Annotated in this window: 13 protein-coding genes; 4 read left to right on the top strand and 9 right to left on the bottom strand. The window is 63.9% G+C overall.

The annotated features are described in order from the left end of the window. Positions 1 to 72 precede the first annotated feature (72 nt). From tauA to xsc, 4 genes are all read right to left on the bottom strand, one after another. Positions 73 to 1,125 carry a taurine ABC transporter substrate-binding protein gene (tauA, locus tag GCN75_RS11020; protein WP_405002802.1) on the bottom strand — a complete coding sequence of 351 codons (1,053 nt, stop codon included), beginning with the start codon at positions 1,123 to 1,125 and terminating at the stop codon, positions 73 to 75. 125 nt (positions 1,126 to 1,250) lie between these two features. Then, on the bottom strand, positions 1,251 to 2,690 hold the full coding sequence (locus tag GCN75_RS11015) for an NAD(P)/FAD-dependent oxidoreductase (protein ID WP_152282565.1): 1,440 nt from the start codon (positions 2,688 to 2,690) through the stop codon (positions 1,251 to 1,253). Between the two features lie 25 nt (positions 2,691 to 2,715). Next, on the bottom strand, positions 2,716 to 3,120 hold the full coding sequence (locus GCN75_RS11010) for a nuclear transport factor 2 family protein (protein WP_152258195.1): 405 nt from the start codon (positions 3,118 to 3,120) through the stop codon (positions 2,716 to 2,718). A gap of 297 nt (positions 3,121 to 3,417) precedes the next feature. Next, the gene (gene xsc, locus GCN75_RS11005) at positions 3,418 to 5,235 is read right to left on the bottom strand and encodes a sulfoacetaldehyde acetyltransferase (RefSeq protein ID WP_152282642.1); all 1,818 of its coding nucleotides are present in this window, start codon (positions 5,233 to 5,235) and stop codon (positions 3,418 to 3,420) included. A 213-nt stretch (positions 5,236 to 5,448) separates the two neighbouring features. On the opposite strand from xsc, the gene GCN75_RS11000 reads away from it, so the two are divergent. The 3 genes from GCN75_RS11000 to GCN75_RS10990 are packed head-to-tail and all read left to right on the top strand — an operon-like array spanning position 5,449 to position 9,025. Beyond that, on the top strand, positions 5,449 to 6,285 hold the full coding sequence (locus GCN75_RS11000) for an IclR family transcriptional regulator (RefSeq protein WP_369811606.1): 837 nt from the start codon (positions 5,449 to 5,451) through the stop codon (positions 6,283 to 6,285). A 38-nt stretch (positions 6,286 to 6,323) separates the two neighbouring features. Further along, positions 6,324 to 7,298: an AAA family ATPase gene (locus GCN75_RS10995; RefSeq protein ID WP_226941288.1), complete on the top strand. Its 975-nt coding sequence runs from the start codon at positions 6,324 to 6,326 to the stop codon at positions 7,296 to 7,298. Continuing rightward, positions 7,295 to 9,025, top strand: a complete 1,731-nt coding sequence (locus tag GCN75_RS10990; protein WP_152282564.1) for a cobaltochelatase CobT-related protein — start codon at positions 7,295 to 7,297, stop codon at positions 9,023 to 9,025. The genes GCN75_RS10995 and GCN75_RS10990 overlap by 4 nt, the downstream gene beginning before the upstream one ends. Positions 9,026 to 9,028: 3 nt before the next feature. Here the strand turns inward: GCN75_RS10990 and GCN75_RS10985 are convergent, their stop codons facing one another. From GCN75_RS10985 to GCN75_RS10975, 3 genes are all read right to left on the bottom strand, one after another. After that, the gene (locus tag GCN75_RS10985) at positions 9,029 to 9,949 is read right to left on the bottom strand and encodes an NAD(P)H-binding protein (RefSeq protein WP_193317459.1); all 921 of its coding nucleotides are present in this window, start codon (positions 9,947 to 9,949) and stop codon (positions 9,029 to 9,031) included. A 228-nt stretch (positions 9,950 to 10,177) separates the two neighbouring features. Next, entirely contained in the window at positions 10,178 to 11,317 is a 1,140-nt protein-coding gene (locus GCN75_RS10980; RefSeq protein WP_152282562.1) for an AAA family ATPase, read from the bottom strand. Next, positions 11,314 to 12,201 carry an RNA ligase family protein gene (locus tag GCN75_RS10975; protein WP_152282561.1) on the bottom strand — a complete coding sequence of 296 codons (888 nt, stop codon included), beginning with the start codon at positions 12,199 to 12,201 and terminating at the stop codon, positions 11,314 to 11,316. The genes GCN75_RS10980 and GCN75_RS10975 overlap by 4 nt, the downstream gene beginning before the upstream one ends. Before the next feature lie 447 nt (positions 12,202 to 12,648). Here GCN75_RS10975 and GCN75_RS10970 point away from each other — a divergent pair, with 447 nt between their 5' ends. Continuing rightward, complete coding sequence (locus tag GCN75_RS10970; RefSeq protein WP_193317458.1) at positions 12,649 to 14,046, top strand: RtcB family protein; 1,398 nt, start codon at positions 12,649 to 12,651, stop codon at positions 14,044 to 14,046. Here GCN75_RS10970 and GCN75_RS10965 read toward each other — a convergent pair. After that, a complete protein-coding gene (locus tag GCN75_RS10965; RefSeq protein ID WP_226941287.1) occupies positions 14,043 to 14,804 on the bottom strand; it encodes a sulfite exporter TauE/SafE family protein in 762 nt (253 codons plus the stop codon). The two genes, GCN75_RS10970 and GCN75_RS10965, sit on opposite strands and share 4 nt — an antisense overlap. Before the next feature lies 1 nt (position 14,805). After that, positions 14,806 to 15,807, bottom strand: a complete 1,002-nt coding sequence (gene pta / locus GCN75_RS10960) for a phosphate acetyltransferase (RefSeq protein ID WP_152282558.1) — start codon at positions 15,805 to 15,807, stop codon at positions 14,806 to 14,808. Position 15,808: the final 1 nt, after the last annotated feature.

The raw sequence follows: 15,808 nt of genomic DNA, 5'->3' as shown, positions 1-15,808 counted from the left end.
ATAGGTGTAGTCACTTCAGTTCAACGCACTTTGTTCAGTCAGCGCGCCCGCCGGCGCGCCACCGCACAACGTTTACTTCAGCAGGCCGGCGGCCTGTGCATACCTGGGTGTCACATATTTGGCATAATCCGGCGCCAGGGCGTCGATCTTGCCTTCGCCCTTCAAAAATTGCGCCGTGGCCAGCAAGGCTTGCGCCACGCCGCCCTTCGCGCCGCCACCGAGCCAGGCGGGCGACGCCTGTTCCTGCAGCGAGGGATAGGCGTACAGGGCCACGGAAGCAGCCACGTCCTTGGCGGCCGCGCCCGAATGCTTGACGTTGGCTTTCACCTGCGGGGAATCGACGGTCCACGCCTTCGGATTGGCGCGGTAGTCGGCGTCGGCCGCGGCCATCACCTTGACGAACTTGGCCATAAAGTCCGCGTTCGCTTCGCCCCAGGCGCGCTCGACGGCCATGCCGTCAAACGTGGCCTTGCCCTTCTTGCTCAGTTCGCCCGAAGTGACGAGTACCTTGCCGTTTTGCTTGAGCTTGCTCAAGGCCGGGTCCCATACGAAGGCCGCGTCGATGTCGCCCCGTTCCCAAGCGGCGGCGATCTGGTTCGGCTGCATGTTGAGCAATTTCACTTCCGTGGGCTTGATGCCCCAGTTTTCCAGCGCAAACATGGTGTGGAAGTGCGTGGTGGAAACGAATGGCACGGCGATCTTCTTGCCGCGCAAGTCCGTCGGCTTGCTGATACCGGCACCGTTGCGGGCCACCATCGCTTCGGCTTCATTGATGTCGTCGATGATCCAGAACAGCTGCAGGTCGACGCCGCGGCTGACGGCCGCCGTCAGGGGACTCGAACCGATGACGCCGATCTGCACGTCGCCGGACGCCATGCCGGTGGCCACCTTGGCGCCCGAGTCGAACTTGCGCCAGTTGATCTTGTAGCCCGTGGTTTTTTCCACTTCGCCGCTGGCGATGGCCACGAGGAAGGGACCGTTGATTTCCTGGTAGGCAATCGTCACTTCCTTGCCTTGCGCGAAGGCCGTGCCGCTGGAGGCAAGGGCGACGCCCAGCACCAGGGTGCCGAGGACGGCGCGGCGCATCGTTGAAGATACCGTGTTTTTGCTCGTATTTGTGTTCATGTCTCACTCCAAGTTATTGTTATGTGTGAACGTGCGGGCAATCTCATCCCTTGCGGGAGGCGCCGCTGGTTGCTCTATGTCAACTCATGCGGCGGCTTAGTACGGCTACTGCGATTTAAAACGATTTAAAACACTTCATCCTTCAAGTGATACCAGCGGTACAGGAAGCGCTGGCCCAGGCGGCGGAACGGGGCGAACGCTTGCGACTCGACCAGTTCCATCATGTTGGGATACGGCAGTTTCGAATTGAAGATCGGCAAGCCCGTGTCGCTGGCCTTGCCCGCGATGCGCTCGGCCATGCGCCGCCCTGCCTGCGCCGAGTACATGACGCCGTTGCCGCCGTAACCGAGCGAATAGAAGATCGATTGCTTCGGGTCCGGCTGCACGATGCGCGGCATCATGTCGTGGCTGACGTCGACCCAGCCCCACCACGAGTAATCGATGGCGATGCCCGTCAGCGCGGGGAACTTGCGGTGCAGATCGTTGATCAAAAACTGTTTGTATTTGTCGTCCGGCGCGTCGGCGCCCGTGATGGCGCTGCGGCTGCCGATCTGCACGCGGTTGTCCGGCATCAGGCGGTAGTAGTGGCGCAGGATGCGCGTATCCGTGATCACCTGGTGGGTGCGGAAATTGCACGCCGCGATTTCCGCCGGGGTCAAAGGGCGCGTGACGAGCGAGTTCGACAGAATCGGCAGCAAGCGGTTCTTCACTTGCGGATGCAGATGGGGCGAGGTGTAGCCGCCCGTGGCCACGGCCACGGAACGGGCGCGCACCACGCCGCCCGGCGTTTGCAGGTAATGCACGCCATTGCGCGTTTCCCAGCCCATCACGGGGCTCGATGGGTGCACCTTGGCGCCCAGCGCGCGCGCCTTGCGCAGGTAGCCGAAGGCCAGCTTGCCCGCGTGGATGCCGATGCCTTCCGGCTCGTGCAGCGCGCCGGCCGCTTCCTTGTCGTCGACGAATTCGCGCTTGACGGTGTCGGCGTCGAGGATGCGCGCATCGTACTTGAAGATCTCGCGCATGACCTTGGCTTCTTTTTCCAGCGCGGGCATGGCTTTCGCCTTGTGGGCGATGTACAGGTGGCCGCCCGGCTGCGGGTCGCAATCGATGTCGGCCGTGATCTTCTTGAACGTTTCCATCGCGTCGCACACTTCCGTGTGCAGCTTCAGGGCCGTGTCCAGGCCGTAGCGGTCTATCCACTGCGAGCGCTTCAGGCGGCCCGTCGTGCACTGGGCCTGGCCGCCGTTGCGCGTGCTGCAGCCCCAGCTGACCCGGTTCGCTTCCAGCACGGTGGCCTTGATGCCGTGTTCCTGGGCCAGGAAGATGGCGCAGGACAGGCCCGTAAAACCCGAGCCGATGATGGCCACGTCGACGTCGATGTCATGCGTGATGGGACCGTCGTCGGCGGGCGGCTCGCCGGCCGTGCCGATCCAGTAGGTGGGCGCGTAGGCATTGCCGTGGCCGGGGCGCTGGGCCACCAGCGGATCGAAGGCGGGATCGTAGGGCGTGCGGGCGGCGGTGCTGTTGCCCATTACGCCAGGCGGGGTGTCGACAGGTTTGTTCATGGTCATTCCTGGTGAACGTGCTGGCTCAGACTGTGACGACGGGTGGGCGATCCTTGCGGAAAGCATTCTTGACGGCGATCTTGCCGTCGCGGAAGGTGAAGATATCGACCATGCGCGCTTCGATGCGCGTGCCGTCCGCCTTGGTGCCCGCAAACGTCGACTCCGTCACGCCCCGTTCGCCGCTGACGAAATGCACGGGATTGAGCCAGGCAGCGTCAGGAAAGGTTTGCCAGGCCAGCTCGAAGCCGGCACGCACGGCGTCGCGGCCGATGAAGCTCTTGCCCAGAAGTTCAGGACCGGCGACGGCGTGGAATTCGCAATCGTCGGCCATGGCAGCCATCAGGGCCTCGATATCGTGGCGGTTCCAGGCATCGCCGAACGCTTGCAGGAAGTCCGTGGTAACGGCATCGGTGGGTACGCGTGTATTCATTTTTGTCTCCGTAAGTCAAATTTGGTACTTTTCGTTCCGTTTTTTAGTATTTTTATTGAATTTAAGCCTAATGCGGGTGCTTGTCAAATCAAATAATCCAAATACCGGGACGCTTTGTATTCTTTATTGAAATTGCGATACTGAAGTGACAATGTGTGAGAATTTCGTCACAGTGCAGTGCCGGATGACGCCGGGCTGGCGCCAAATGCCTGGGTCAGACCTTGCAGGGGGCATGCCTCCCAGTGGGAGGCATGCCGATCGCAAAGCGACCGACCCCAGTCCCCGCTTTGGGGATACTTAGACGTAGTCTTTGTACTTGTCCAGGTGACGGATCGGCTTGCTCAGCGCATCGCGGCGGAACGGGTCGCCCAGCTCGCGCGTGCACATGATTTCAATGATGGTGGTCTTGCCTTCATTCATCTGCATGTCGATCGCCTTCTTCAGGGCCGGGCCCACGTCTTCCAGCTTGTCGACCGTGATGCCTTCGGCGCCCATGGCCCGCGCGATTTCCGCAAAGCTCTGGTTGTCGAGTTCACCGGCGACGAAGCGGCGGTTGTAAAAATCCACCTGGTTTTTCTTTTCCGCGCCCCACTGGCGGTTGTGGAACACCACGGCCGTGACGGGAATGTTGTGGCGCACGCAGGTCATGGTTTCCATCAAGCTCATGCCCCAGGCGCCGTCGCCCGCATACGATACGGCCGGACGGTGCGGTGCTGCCACCTTGGCGCCGATGATGGTCGGGAACGCATAGCCGCAGTTGCCAAAGCTCATCGCCGCAAAGAAGCTGCGCGGCTTTTCAAAGCGCAGATAGCTATTGGCCACCGAGTTGATGTTGCCGATATCGGTCGACACCATCACGTCTTCCGGCATGGCTTTTTCCAGCTCGCGCAAGACCTGGCGCGGGTGCAGGTAGTTGCCCGGCTCTTTCTTCTGCTCTTCGATCATGTCCAGGCTGTACGCATCTTTTTCGTGCGTCCAGTTCGTCAATTCCTCTTCCCACGCGGCCTTTTCCGCTTGCACGGTGGCGTAGCGTTCTTCGCGCGTGGCGTCGCAATCGAGCTTCTTGCCATCGAGGCGGGACAGGATGGCCTTGGCGGCCGCCTTGGCGTCGCCGCAGATGCCCACCGAAATCTTTTTCACCAGACCCAGCATCTTGTTGTCCGCGTCGATCTGGATGATCTTGGCGTTTTTCGGCCAGTAATCCATGCCGTGCTGCGGCAGGGTGCCGAACGGCCCCAGGCGCGAACCGAGGGCCACGACGACGTCGGCCTGCGCGATCAGTTTCATCGCCGCCTTCGAACCTTGATAGCCCAGCGGGCCACACCACAGCGGGTGGCTGGCGGGGAACGAATCATTGTGCAGATAGCTGTTGACGACTGGGGCACCGAGGCGTTCGGCCAGCGCCTTGCATTCTTCGATGGCTTCGCCCATGACGACGCCGCCGCCCGAGATAATCACAGGGAACTTGGCCTGCGCCAGCAATTCCGCCGCATCGTCGAGGCTTTGCTCGCCGCCCGCGCCGCGGTCCAGGCGGTTCGGTTTCGGGATCTCGGCCTTGATTTCGCCATAGAAATAGTCGCGCGGGATGTTCAGCTGCGTCGGGCCCATTTCCGACATGGCGCGGTCAAAACAGCGGCCCGTAAATTCCGCCATGCGGGCCGGATTGGTCACGTGGCCCTGGTACTTGGTGAATTCCTCGAACATGGGCAGCTGGTTCGCTTCCTGGAAGCCGCCCAGGCCCATGCTCATCGTGCCCGTCTCGGGCGTGATGATCACGACGGGGGTGTGCGCCCAGTAGGCGGCGGCGATGGCCGTGACGCAATTGCTGATGCCGGGACCGTTCTGGCCGATGACCACGCCATGGCGGCCCGAGACGCGGGCATAGCCGTCGGCCATGTGGCCGGCGCCCTGCTCGTGCACGACGGGAATCAGGCGGATGCCGGCGGGGGCAAAGATATCCATCGGGTCCATGAAGGCCGAGCCCATGATGCCGAACATGTCGGTCACGCCATTGGCGGCCAGGGTTTCCACGAACGCTTCGGAAGGCGTCATCTTTTGCGGGCCTGTGGGGGTTGCTGCGGTAGCGGCTGCGGCGGCGGCTTTTTGTTCTGTCATGTCATTCATGGGTGTCTCCTGGTCTGTGGTGATGAACTGCAACGAATTTATTAAAAATCGGTATATTTTGTTCCGAAATTTGATATACAATTCAATTTAAGCGTTCAGCAATCAAAAGTCAAACAGATTTTCAAGGAAACGGTACAATTTGAGTTCGAAAATGAAATAAGCTGACGTCACACTCAGAGCTACCCAACCGAGGCCACCATGGACATGATTTCATCCCCAAAACTTGAGCCGGAAAAACTGGAAGGCGACACGCCCACGATGCGTTTGTTTGCCTTGCTGGAAGTGATTGCCGAAAAAGACCAGTTGCTGTCGCTGCAAGCGCTGGTGGAAGAAACAGGATTACCGAAACCCACCCTGCACCGCATGCTGCAACAGCTGGAAAGCGTGGGCGTGCTGCAGCGCGAAAGCGATGGCCGCCACTACAGCACGGGCGTGCGCCTGCGCCGCCTGGCGTCGAACCTGCTGATTAACAACACGTTCCATGGCGCCCGCCGCATGGTCTTGCGCCAGCTGGTCGAGGAAGTGGGCGAAAGCTGCAACCTGACGGCCTTCAGCGGCAGCGAAGTGGTGTACCTGGACCGGGTGGAAACGGCGGCGCCGCTGCGCTTCTACCTGCATCCGGGTTCGCGCGTACCGGCCCACTGCTCGTCCAGCGGCAAGCTGTTCCTGGCACAGATGACGCCCGTGCAACGGCGCCGCCTGCTGGGCCACATGGAATTGACGCGCTTTACGGACAAGACGGAAACGGACCCCGTCAAGCTCGAGCGCGAACTGGAACTGGTGCGCCGCAACGGTTATGCGCTGGACGACGAGGAATTCCTGCCCGGCCTGCTCTGCGTGGCCGTGCTGGTGCCGAACCCGAATGGCCGCTCAAACCTGGCCGTGGCCATCCAGGCGCCCATCATCCGTTTGACGCACGACAAGGCTTTACATTTCTTGCCAGCATTGCAACGCGCCGCGCAAGCCCTGGCCGCCATCGAATCGGAAACCATGCCGACGACAGGCGGGGACGACGACGCATTACAGGCAGGTAATTCATAACCCCGTAGCGCCCCGCTGCGGTTTCACAGGAGAACAAGGTGCCAGATTCACGCCAACATCCCCCCGCCGCAGCGGCGCAAACCTTGCAGTCCGTGCGCAGCCTGTTCCATATCGACAGCGACCTGCTCGTGCCCGTCTTCACGGAGCGCGATCCGCACGTGCCCGACATCGACCCCGCCTACCGCTTCAACCGGGACGTGACCCTGGCGATCCTGGCCGGCTTCACCCACAACCGCCGCGTGATGGTGCAAGGCTTGCACGGCACGGGCAAGTCCACGCATATCGAGCAGGTGGCGGCCCGCCTGAACTGGCCCTGCGTGCGCGTCAACCTCGATGGCCACATCAGCCGCCTGGACCTGGTCGGCAAGGACGCCATCGTGCTGCGCGAACAGCAGCAGGTGACGGAATTCCAGGAAGGCATCGTGCCCTGGTCCCTGCAGCGCCCCGTGGCCCTGATCTTCGACGAGTACGACGCGGGCCGCCCCGACGTGATGTTCGTCATCCAGCGCATCCTCGAGCGCGACGGCAAGTTCACCCTGCTCGACCAGAACCGGGTCATCACGCCGCATCCCCACTTCCGTTTGTTCGCCACCTCGAATACGGTAGGATTGGGTAACCTGAACGGCATGTACCACGGCACGCAAGTGCTCAATCACGCGCAGATCGACCGCTGGAATATCGTTGCCACCTTGAACTATCTGCCGCAGGCGGAAGAAGCGGCAATCGTGCTGGCCAGGGTTCCCGCCATGAACGACGAGGCGGGCCGCCAGCTGGCCGCCGCCATGGTGGCCGTGGCCAGCCTCACGCGCCACGGCTATGCGGCGGGCGACCTGGCCTGCCTGATGTCGCCACGGACCGTCATCACGTGGGCGGAAAACTGCCAGATCTTCCGCGACCCGGCGCTGGCCTTCCGCCTGTCCTTCCTCAACAAATGCGACGAGGCCGAGCGCCCCATGGTGGCCGAGTATTACCAGCGCTGTTTCAATGAGGAATTGCTGGCGAGCCAGGCATGAGCACGGAAGCGACGGCGCCTGCCCCCTACACGCGCGAACAGCAGGAAACGGACGAGCTGTGCGCGGGCGCCATCCGCGCACTGAGCGGCGTTGCCGCCATCCGCTACCGGGGCCGGCGCCTGCACGACGGCCACCGCCCCCTGCCCATCCACGCTGCCCATCTGCAAGCCGATGCGGCCCTGCAGGACCTGCCGTCGCTGCGGGGCGCGGCCGACAGCGTGGCCCTGCGTTTGCTGCATACGGATGCGGCCTTGCACAAGTCGCTGTGTCCTTTGGCACCGGTGGCGCGCCTCGTCTTCGAATTGCTGGAACAGTTGAGGGTGGAAACCCTGGCGCCCGAGCAGCACGCGGGCGTGATCGGCAACCTGCGCCACCGTTTCACGGCTTGGTCGCACGCGTTCTACGATTCCGGCCTGGCCGAAGGCGCGTCGGGCTTGCTGCTGTACACGGTGTTCCAGATGTGCTGGTCGCGTTTGACGGCCCGGCCCGTGCTGGAAAAGACGGAAGATTTCATCGAAGCGACGCGCTGGTCCGTTTCCTCCGCATTGAGCGGCGACCTGGCGGGATTGCGCCGCCACCGCATGGACCAGGCGGCCTTTGCGCGCCACTCTCTGGCCATCGCCCATGCCGTCGACGCCATGCTGCAAGAGGCACAGGCGGCGCGCGATGGCCAGCAGGACGAAGCGGGCGACGCCAAGGCACAGGCGGCCTTCAAGCTGCTGCTCGATTTCGATAGCGACAACGACCACATTCCCGATGCGGCCCCGCTGGGCGACAGCCGCGCCATGCGCGACAGCGATGGCGCCTACAAAGCGTATTCCACGGCGTATGACCGCGAAGAACAAGCGGGCGAACTGGTGCGCCGCGCCCTGCTGCTCGAGTACCGCGAACGCATGGATGCGCGCATCGCCAGCCTGGGCATCAACACGGCCCGCCTGGCGCGGCGTTTCAGCCAGCTGCTGGCCGTGCCCCGGCGCGATGGCTGGTCGTTCGGCGAAGAGGAAGGCTATATCGATGGCCGGCGTCTGGCGCAGCTGATCAGCTCGCCGTCAGAACGCCGGCTGTTTCGCAAGGAACAATTCCTGCCGCAGGCCGATTGCCTCGTCACCTTTCTCGTCGATTGCTCCGGTTCCATGAAAACGCATGCGGACTCCGTGGCCGTGCTACTCGACATTCTATTGCGCGCGCTGGACCAGGCGGGCATCGCCACGGAGTTGCTGGGTTTTACGACGGGCGCGTGGAACGGGGGAAGAGTCAAACGCGACTGGATGCGCGCCCGCTCGCCCGCCCAGCCGGGCCGCTTGAACGAGCTCGTGCACATGGTCTTCAAGGATGGCGAGACCAGCTGGCGCCGCGCACGCCCCGACATCGCGGCCCTGCTGAAAGCAGACCTGTACCGCGAAGGCGTCGATGGCGAAGCCGTGGACTGGGCGTGTGCGCGCATGCTGGCGCGGCCCGAGCGGCGGCGCATCCTGCTCGTCGTGTCCGACGGTTGCCCGATGGATACAGCCACGAACCTGGCCAACGACGAGTTTTACCTGGCGCAACATCTGAAACAAGTGGTGGCGCGCCGCGAGGCACAGGGCGCCGTGGAAATCTGCGGGCTGGGACTGGGCCTGGAGCTGGGCGCCTACTACAGCCGCAGCCTGGCCACCACCCTGCCCGCCTCGCTGAACAATGAGCTGTTCAGCGAGATCGCCCAGCTGATTGGCGGGCGAAAACGATAGCCGCTATGCCGGCGGCAGCGCCGGTGCCAGCAACTGCTGGCGATGCGCATGCAAAAACGCTGGCACGGGCGACGCCTGCCGGCCCGTCAGCACGCGATAGTCATCGCTGACGATGTGCATGGCATCGGTGGCCAGCCAGCGCTCGATACCCGCCAGCATCTGTGCCATCGGCGCCGGCATGCCGGACGTGATGAAATGGCGTGCGCGCGCGTCCATGTCGAGGTGCACGACCTCGACAGGCTTGCCGAACAGCCGGGCGGCGATGGCGGCCAGCGCCGGCGCATCGAGGGAAGCGGGTCCCGTGATGTCCAGGATACGGTTGCCGGAATAGCCATCGGCCAGGGCAGCGGCGGCCGCATGCGCACAATCCTCGCGCGCCACGTACGACACATGGCCTGCTCCCATCGCCGTGCGCAACTGGCCGTCGACGGCGGCAGCGCCCAGCACCGCCAGCAGCAAGTCCTGGTAAAACGCATTGCGCAAGATCGTATGGGCGATGCCGCTGGCGGCCAGCAACGCTTCCGTGGCCCGGTGGTCGTCGTTCAGCAGCGAGCGCTTGCCATCCTCCGGCTGCAGGAACGAGGTGTAGACGATATGCACCACGCCCGCCTGGCGCGCCGCCTCGATGGCATGCTGGTGCTGCGCAATGCGGCGGCCCGTGCCGTCGATGACATTCGTGCTGATCAACAGCAGGCGCCCGACGCCGTGGAAGGCCGCGGCCAGGCCCTGCGGCTGGTCAAAGTCGCCCCAGCGCACGTCGATGCCCTGCGCCTGCCACGCGGCGTGGCGCTCCGGCGTGCGGGTAATGGCCGCAAGCGTCGTGCCGGGATGGCCGGCACACTGGCTGGCAAGCTCATTGACGACGAGGGAGCCCAGCTGGCCGGACGCGCCGGCGACGGCGACGGCGAGATGCATTGTTTTCATGTTCGTTTCCTTGTGGCGCGCGCAGGCGCACCCCGGATGGAGCGGCAGCGCGCGACGATGAAATGGTGAGATGGTGAGATCAGCGATGGCCATGCGGCGGCCCGCCCCTTGCGGGGCAAAGCTGCGGCAGGCTTACAGGAAAGAAGGGAAAACAATGATCATGCGCCCAGCATGGCGCGTGGCGCCCGGCCGGTCAAGCGCTTTCGATGGCGCTTGACGGCGGCAGACCTAGTCGACGCAGTAGCGCACGGCATGCGCTTCCATGGGCAGCGGGATTTCCCAGTTCCACAGCATCGCTTGCAGCTTCTTGTTGCTGAGCGAAGTGTCGCGCTGGCCGTTACGCCGCAGCAGCTCCTTGCGCGGCTGCTCCAGGTACACGAGTTCCACCTGCGCGTGGTATTTGTACAGCAGGTTGAGCGTCTTTTCGCGCATCAGTTTGGACAGATGCGTGGCGTTCCACACGAACGGTTCGCCCTTGCGCAGCAGTTCGCGCGCCCGCTCTTCCGCATAGTCGCCCACCTGCCCCTCGTTCTTGCCATGCTTCAAGCCCAGCGCGATGCGCGCATCGTCGAAGGAGACGACGGGCAGGCGCGGATGGTGCTTGTCCACCCATGTATTCTTGCCCGACGCGGGCAAGCCCGACATGACGATCACGTGCGAGCCCGCTTCCTGGAACAGCGGGTAGTCGGGATGCGCCTCGGCGCCGCGAAAGTATTTCACGCGCGTGTGGTCATCGACAAAGGCGCGCCGCTGGCCGTAGCAGCCCTCTTCGCGCGCCAGTTCGCGGAACAGCTCGATGGCATCTAAAATGCGCTGCGGATCGGGACAGATCCTGCCGCGGATATCGGCCTCGGCCAGCATGGCCAGCAGGGGGATATCGACCTGCCACGACAGCTCGCGCACGGTGAACTCGGGCGTCACGCCACGCCGCGACGATTCCAGCGCAAAGAACGGCACCTGATGCACATTGATCAGGCGGCAGATTTCTTCGCGCGCGGCAAACGGCACGGCATAGTCCCACAGGGCGATGCGCGCATCGAGGGCGCCCTTGCGCGAGTGGCCCGGCTGGCCGATGGCGCCCGTGACGGGGTCGATCACCGTGGTGCTGCACTTGGCCACGTCGTGCAGCAAGGCCGCCAGGAAGACGATTTCCTGTTCCGCCCGCGTGGCCGCCTGGTAGCTGGGCATGGCCAGCAAGGATTCCACCACCATCATCGTATGCGTCCACACGTCGCCTTCCGCGTGGTAGACGGGGTTTTGCGGCGTCGTCTTGGCCAGCTCCAGCTGCGGGAAGGCCGCCAGGCAGGCTTCGAAATCGGGCGACTGCCCTGCTGGTGGCACCAGTTGCTGTAACTGTTTCCAGTTCATTTTGTACTCCTTGAAAATGCTGCCAGCTCGTCGAACGAGCGGCAGGTATGCAGGCCCAGGCTCTCCCATGTGACCAGCGGCTGCGGCGCATACAGGTCGACGCCCTCGGCCAGCAGATTCGGGATCAATGGCCGCGTGCTGTGGTGCGAGCCGCTGTCGAGGATGGTTTGCGTAAAGTCGTGCCGCACCAGCTTGTAGCGGGCCAGCACCTGCTCGTCGTCTTCCACTTTCAGGTACAAGCCTTCCGCGTGGTCGGACTTGTCCGTCTGTTTCCAGCACAGGTCCAGCGGCAGGCGCTCGCGCGCCACCACGCCTTCGAAAGCGTCGCGCCACAAGCGGGACTTGGCCAGCGAATGGCGCAGCAGCTGCCATAGCTGTTTCGGCGACGCGGGCATGGCGCCCGCATACAGCACGGGCACGGACAGCACGGGCGAACCGGCCAGCATGGCGTGGCGGCGCGCCGTGGACAAAAACATCTGGCTGCGGCGGCAATACACGTCGAACTCGTTGAAGTAATGGGGCAAGCGGTCGTAAAACACGGAGTGCTTGCTGTAGGCCCATTCGCCAAACAGCACATACTGGTCTTCCAGCAAGCCCAGCAAGGCGTGTTCGTGCGCATGCGCCCACGGTTTCAACAGGTTGAACTGGCGTTCGCTGCCGCCGCCCGCCAGGTAGTGGCCGCGCGACTGCAGCAGCACCTCGCCCGCATCGCTGAACGACACGGCGGAGTTGGCGCCATCGATTTTTTCCTCGATGACGACGTACTGGCCGGCCAGCTTTTTCAGGGGCATCTGGTCCGAGCCGTCGTCGCCGTCCTGCAGGCGCGAGCCTTCCAGGTGCGGCGTGCGCGGGTATTTAAATAAGGGCAAAGATTGTAAAAACATAGCGTCCCACGCCGCGTTCACCGGGGCGTGTCCATACAGGGTCAGGGGTGCTGACGACGTGTTCGGGCGTGGACGATCAGGACGGTGGTCCTGGATACGTGTGCGGAAGGAGCAAAAACAGTGCCGCAGCAATCGGGGGCGTCAACGCGCCGAACGATGCTGCAGAGAGCATTTCGTCAGCGTTAGCAGGTGATGGCGAAGAAGCGAGGCACTTTTGGCTCCAATAAGGAAGAGGTTCGAGAAAGAACCGCGAATATAAAGGCTGTTTGATTATTTTGCAAGTGGCTGATCCGTATCGTGCGCCCCCTCGTACGCACTGTCGGGGCCGGCCGCTTTGCAATCCGCACAAAATTTGCTAAGCTGGCGGCACTTCCTGTCGCTGCTGCGTGGAAAACAAACATGGCCCTTGCAAAAAGGCCGTGCATTCGTTATTTCCGGAGCAGAATCGTGTTTCCCCTATCCAGATTACAAAAAGCCCTGCGCCGCCAGGGCATCGCTGTCGCCTATGCCGACGGTATTTATACACTCAGCAATCCGCACGCCCAGGCGTCCGTACTGTTGCCCCACAACTTTCCACTCGAGGAAAAAGCCGTGCGCCAGCTAATGGAATTTGCCGTCGTTGCCGTGCCTGGCCAGGATGGCCATGTGTGCAAGGCCTGCGCCACGCCCGACTTCCATCCGGGCAGCATTGCGCCCGTGGGCAGCATCGTTGCCACCAGTGCCGACATGGTGATTCCCGCCATCCCCGGCACGGACATCGCCTGCGGCATGCGCCTGATCACGACGGGCTTGAGCCTGGCGCAGTTCGAGGCGCGCAAGCCGCAGCTGCTCGGCAAGCTCAAGCACGTGCTGCTGGAAGACGGCCGCAACGTGCCGCTGCGCTCGAAAGCGTTTGCCGCCCTGTTCGACGTGGGGCCGGAAGCGTTCATCGACAGCCTGCACAATGAGGGCTTGTGGCCCCGCGTCGACAAGGCGCGCTTGCTGCGCGAGCTCGACGATTGCATCGCCCTGCGCGAACTGGGCGGCGGCCTGCGCCATGCGCCCGAAGCGCTGGTGGGCACGCGCGAAGTGATACGCGACCCCAGCCTGGGCATCACGGGATCGGGCAACCATTTCGTGGAAATCCAGGTGGTCGATGCCGTCATGGACCGCCATGCCGCGTACCGGCACGGGCTGGTGCCGGGCGAAGTGGTCGTCATGATCCACAGCGGCAGCCGCGACGTGGGCTTTTTTGTGGGCAGCCGCTGGATGGACCGCGCCAGAGAGGCGTGGCCGAAAGGCCTGCGCCACCCGCAATCGGGCCTGTACGGCTTGACGGGCGAACTGGCCGGCGAGTACATGGACGCCATGGGCGTGGCGTCGCGCTATGCCTGGGTCAACCGCATGGTATTGGCCGAGCTGGTACGCGACAGCCTGTCGCAGGTGTATGCGCACGACAGCTCGCGCCTGGTGGTGGACGTGCCGCACAACGTCATCCTGCGCGAGCACGGCATGAACATCCACCGCAAGGGCGCCACGCCGGCGCGCGCGGGCGACCTGGCGCTGATCCCCGGCTCCATGGGCGATTATTCCTATGTGGCCACGGGCATGGGCAATCCCGACTGGCTGTGGTCGTGTTCGCATGGCGCGGGGCGCAGCATCCGCCGCCAAGCCATGCGCGCCATGCGGCCCACGGTGGGCGGCGACGAGATGGCGTTCCAGTGCGTGACTTTGCGCGAGGAACGCCGCGTCGAGGAAGCGCCGATGGCCTATAAAAAGATCGGTCCCGTCATCGCCGCGCAGGAGGAAGCGGGCTTGCTGCAATCGGTGGCCCGACTGAAACCTTTATTGACGTTCAAGGCCTAGGCCAGCAGCTGCGGCACGGCCGCCGCCATCAGCGAGAGGCCGATGGCGGTCAGCACGGCAAACGCGATGCGGCGCATGCCGCGCTGGGCGATCGGCGGCGGATAGCGCTTGCCGGCCATGGTGGCCAGCACGCCGACAGGCAGGGCCAGCACGCACAGCAGCAAGACTTTCCCATCGAGCTGGCCCTGGCTGGCTGCCATCAGCGAGCGTCCGCCCGCGCTGATGGCGAACAGGAAGATCAGGCTGTAGCGGATGGTTGTCAAACTCATTTCCTGGCGATAAAACTGGTACACGAGCGGCGGTCCCGCCAGCGAGAACAGGCCGGAAAACAGGCCGCCGCACACGCCGCTGATGAAGAAACTGCGCTTGTCGGCCGCGCCCGGCCCCGGCGGCGCCTGCAGCAAAATGCTGACGCCGCCATACACGATGGCCGCGCCCAGCAAGAGTTTCAGCACAGGTGCATACGCCTGGTCCAGATATCCCAATAGCAAGACGCCGGCCGCCATGGCCGGCAGCAAGCCGATGCTGGCTGCGCGGATGGCGCGCCAGTCCAGGTGGTGCAAGGCGCCCGGCAAGGCCACCAGGCAATTGGCCAGGGACAGCAAACTGACGAGGGCCGCCAGCGCAGGCACGGGCGCCAGGCCCAGTCCGCTGGCCACGCCCATGACGATCATGCCCAATCCAAAACCCGTGACGGTCTGGAAATACGTGCCTGCTGCCACCACCCCCAGCAGCGCCAGCACAGGTAGGCTGAACAACTCAGCGCCCACCCTGGGCCTGCACGGCCGTGACGGCAATCACGTTATACACGTCGTCGGCGCTGCAGCCGCGCGACAAGTCGTTGGCCGGCTTGTTCAAGCCTTGCAGCAAGGGACCGATGGCGACGGCGCCGCCCATGCGCTCGGCCAGTTTATAGCCGATATTGCCCGCGTCCAGGTTCGGAAATACCAGCACATTGGCGCGGCCGTTGACGACGGAATCCTTGACTTTTCTCTGCGAAATCTCGGCCACGATGGCCGCATCGAGCTGCACGTCGCCATCGATGGCCAGCAGCGGACGCTGGGCCTTGACCCGGTCCGTGGCCGCATGCACCTTGTCGACGGCCGCATGGTGGGCGCTGCCGCTGGTGGAAAACGACAGCATGGCCACGCGCGGCTCTTCCATCAGCAAGGCTTGCGCGCTGTCGGCGGCGGCCATGGCGATGTCGGCCAGCTCCTCGGCCTTCGGGTCGACCACGAGGGCGCAGTCGGAAAAGATGAAACCGCCCTTGAGGCTGTGGAAAGGTTCGCACAGCATCATCAGGAAAAAGCTGGATACCAGCTTGAAGGCGGGATCGACGCCGATGATCTGGATGGCGCTGCGCACCACGTCGGCCGTCGTGTGCACGGCCCCCGCCACGCAGCCGTCCGCGTCGCCCAGGCGCACCATCAGGTTGGCGTAGCACAGGGGGGCTTGCACGGCGATGCGCGCCTGTTCCACCGTCATGCCCTTGGCTTGGCGCAGCACGAACAACTGCTGGGCATAGTGCTCCGATTCATCGGAAGTTGCCGGGTCGACCAGGCGCACGGCATCGAGATCCAGCGCATGTTCGCGCGCCAGCGCGAAGATGGCGGCCGGCTTGCCCACGATGGTGACATGCGCCAGGCCGTCGGCAGCGGCGCGCGCGGCCGCCTGCAGCACGCGCGCATCGTCGCCCTCGCACAACACGATATGTTTCGGCACGGCGCGGGCCTGGGCGATGATGCGGTGCAGGGCTTTCATG

It is taken from the genome of Janthinobacterium violaceinigrum, from assembly GCF_009208555.1.
Lineage (GTDB): Bacteria > Pseudomonadota > Gammaproteobacteria > Burkholderiales > Burkholderiaceae_D > Janthinobacterium > Janthinobacterium violaceinigrum.
This window is presented reverse-complemented; position numbering and strand designations above follow the sequence as displayed.

What these genes read in the sequence shown, in the direction of transcription:
- GCN75_RS11010 (WP_152258195.1), bottom strand. Translation starts at nt 3,120, where the DNA reads ATGAATACACGCGTACCCACCGATGCCGTTACCACGGACTTCCTGCAA.
- GCN75_RS10980 (WP_152282562.1), bottom strand. Translation starts at nt 11,317, where the DNA reads ATGAACTGGAAACAGTTACAGCAACTGGTGCCACCAGCAGGGCAGTCG.
- GCN75_RS11015 (WP_152282565.1), bottom strand. Translation starts at nt 2,690, where the DNA reads ATGAACAAACCTGTCGACACCCCGCCTGGCGTAATGGGCAACAGCACC.
- xsc (WP_152282642.1), bottom strand. Translation starts at nt 5,235, where the DNA reads ATGACAGAACAAAAAGCCGCCGCCGCAGCCGCTACCGCAGCAACCCCC.
- GCN75_RS10990 (WP_152282564.1), top strand. Translation starts at nt 7,295, where the DNA reads ATGAGCACGGAAGCGACGGCGCCTGCCCCCTACACGCGCGAACAGCAG.
- tauA (WP_405002802.1), bottom strand. Translation starts at nt 1,125, where the DNA reads ATGAACACAAATACGAGCAAAAACACGGTATCTTCAACGATGCGCCGC.
- GCN75_RS11000 (WP_369811606.1), top strand. Translation starts at nt 5,449, where the DNA reads ATGATTTCATCCCCAAAACTTGAGCCGGAAAAACTGGAAGGCGACACG.
- pta (WP_152282558.1), bottom strand. Translation starts at nt 15,807, where the DNA reads ATGAAAGCCCTGCACCGCATCATCGCCCAGGCCCGCGCCGTGCCGAAA.
- GCN75_RS10985 (WP_193317459.1), bottom strand. Translation starts at nt 9,949, where the DNA reads ATGAAAACAATGCATCTCGCCGTCGCCGTCGCCGGCGCGTCCGGCCAG.
- GCN75_RS10975 (WP_152282561.1), bottom strand. Translation starts at nt 12,201, where the DNA reads ATGTTTTTACAATCTTTGCCCTTATTTAAATACCCGCGCACGCCGCAC.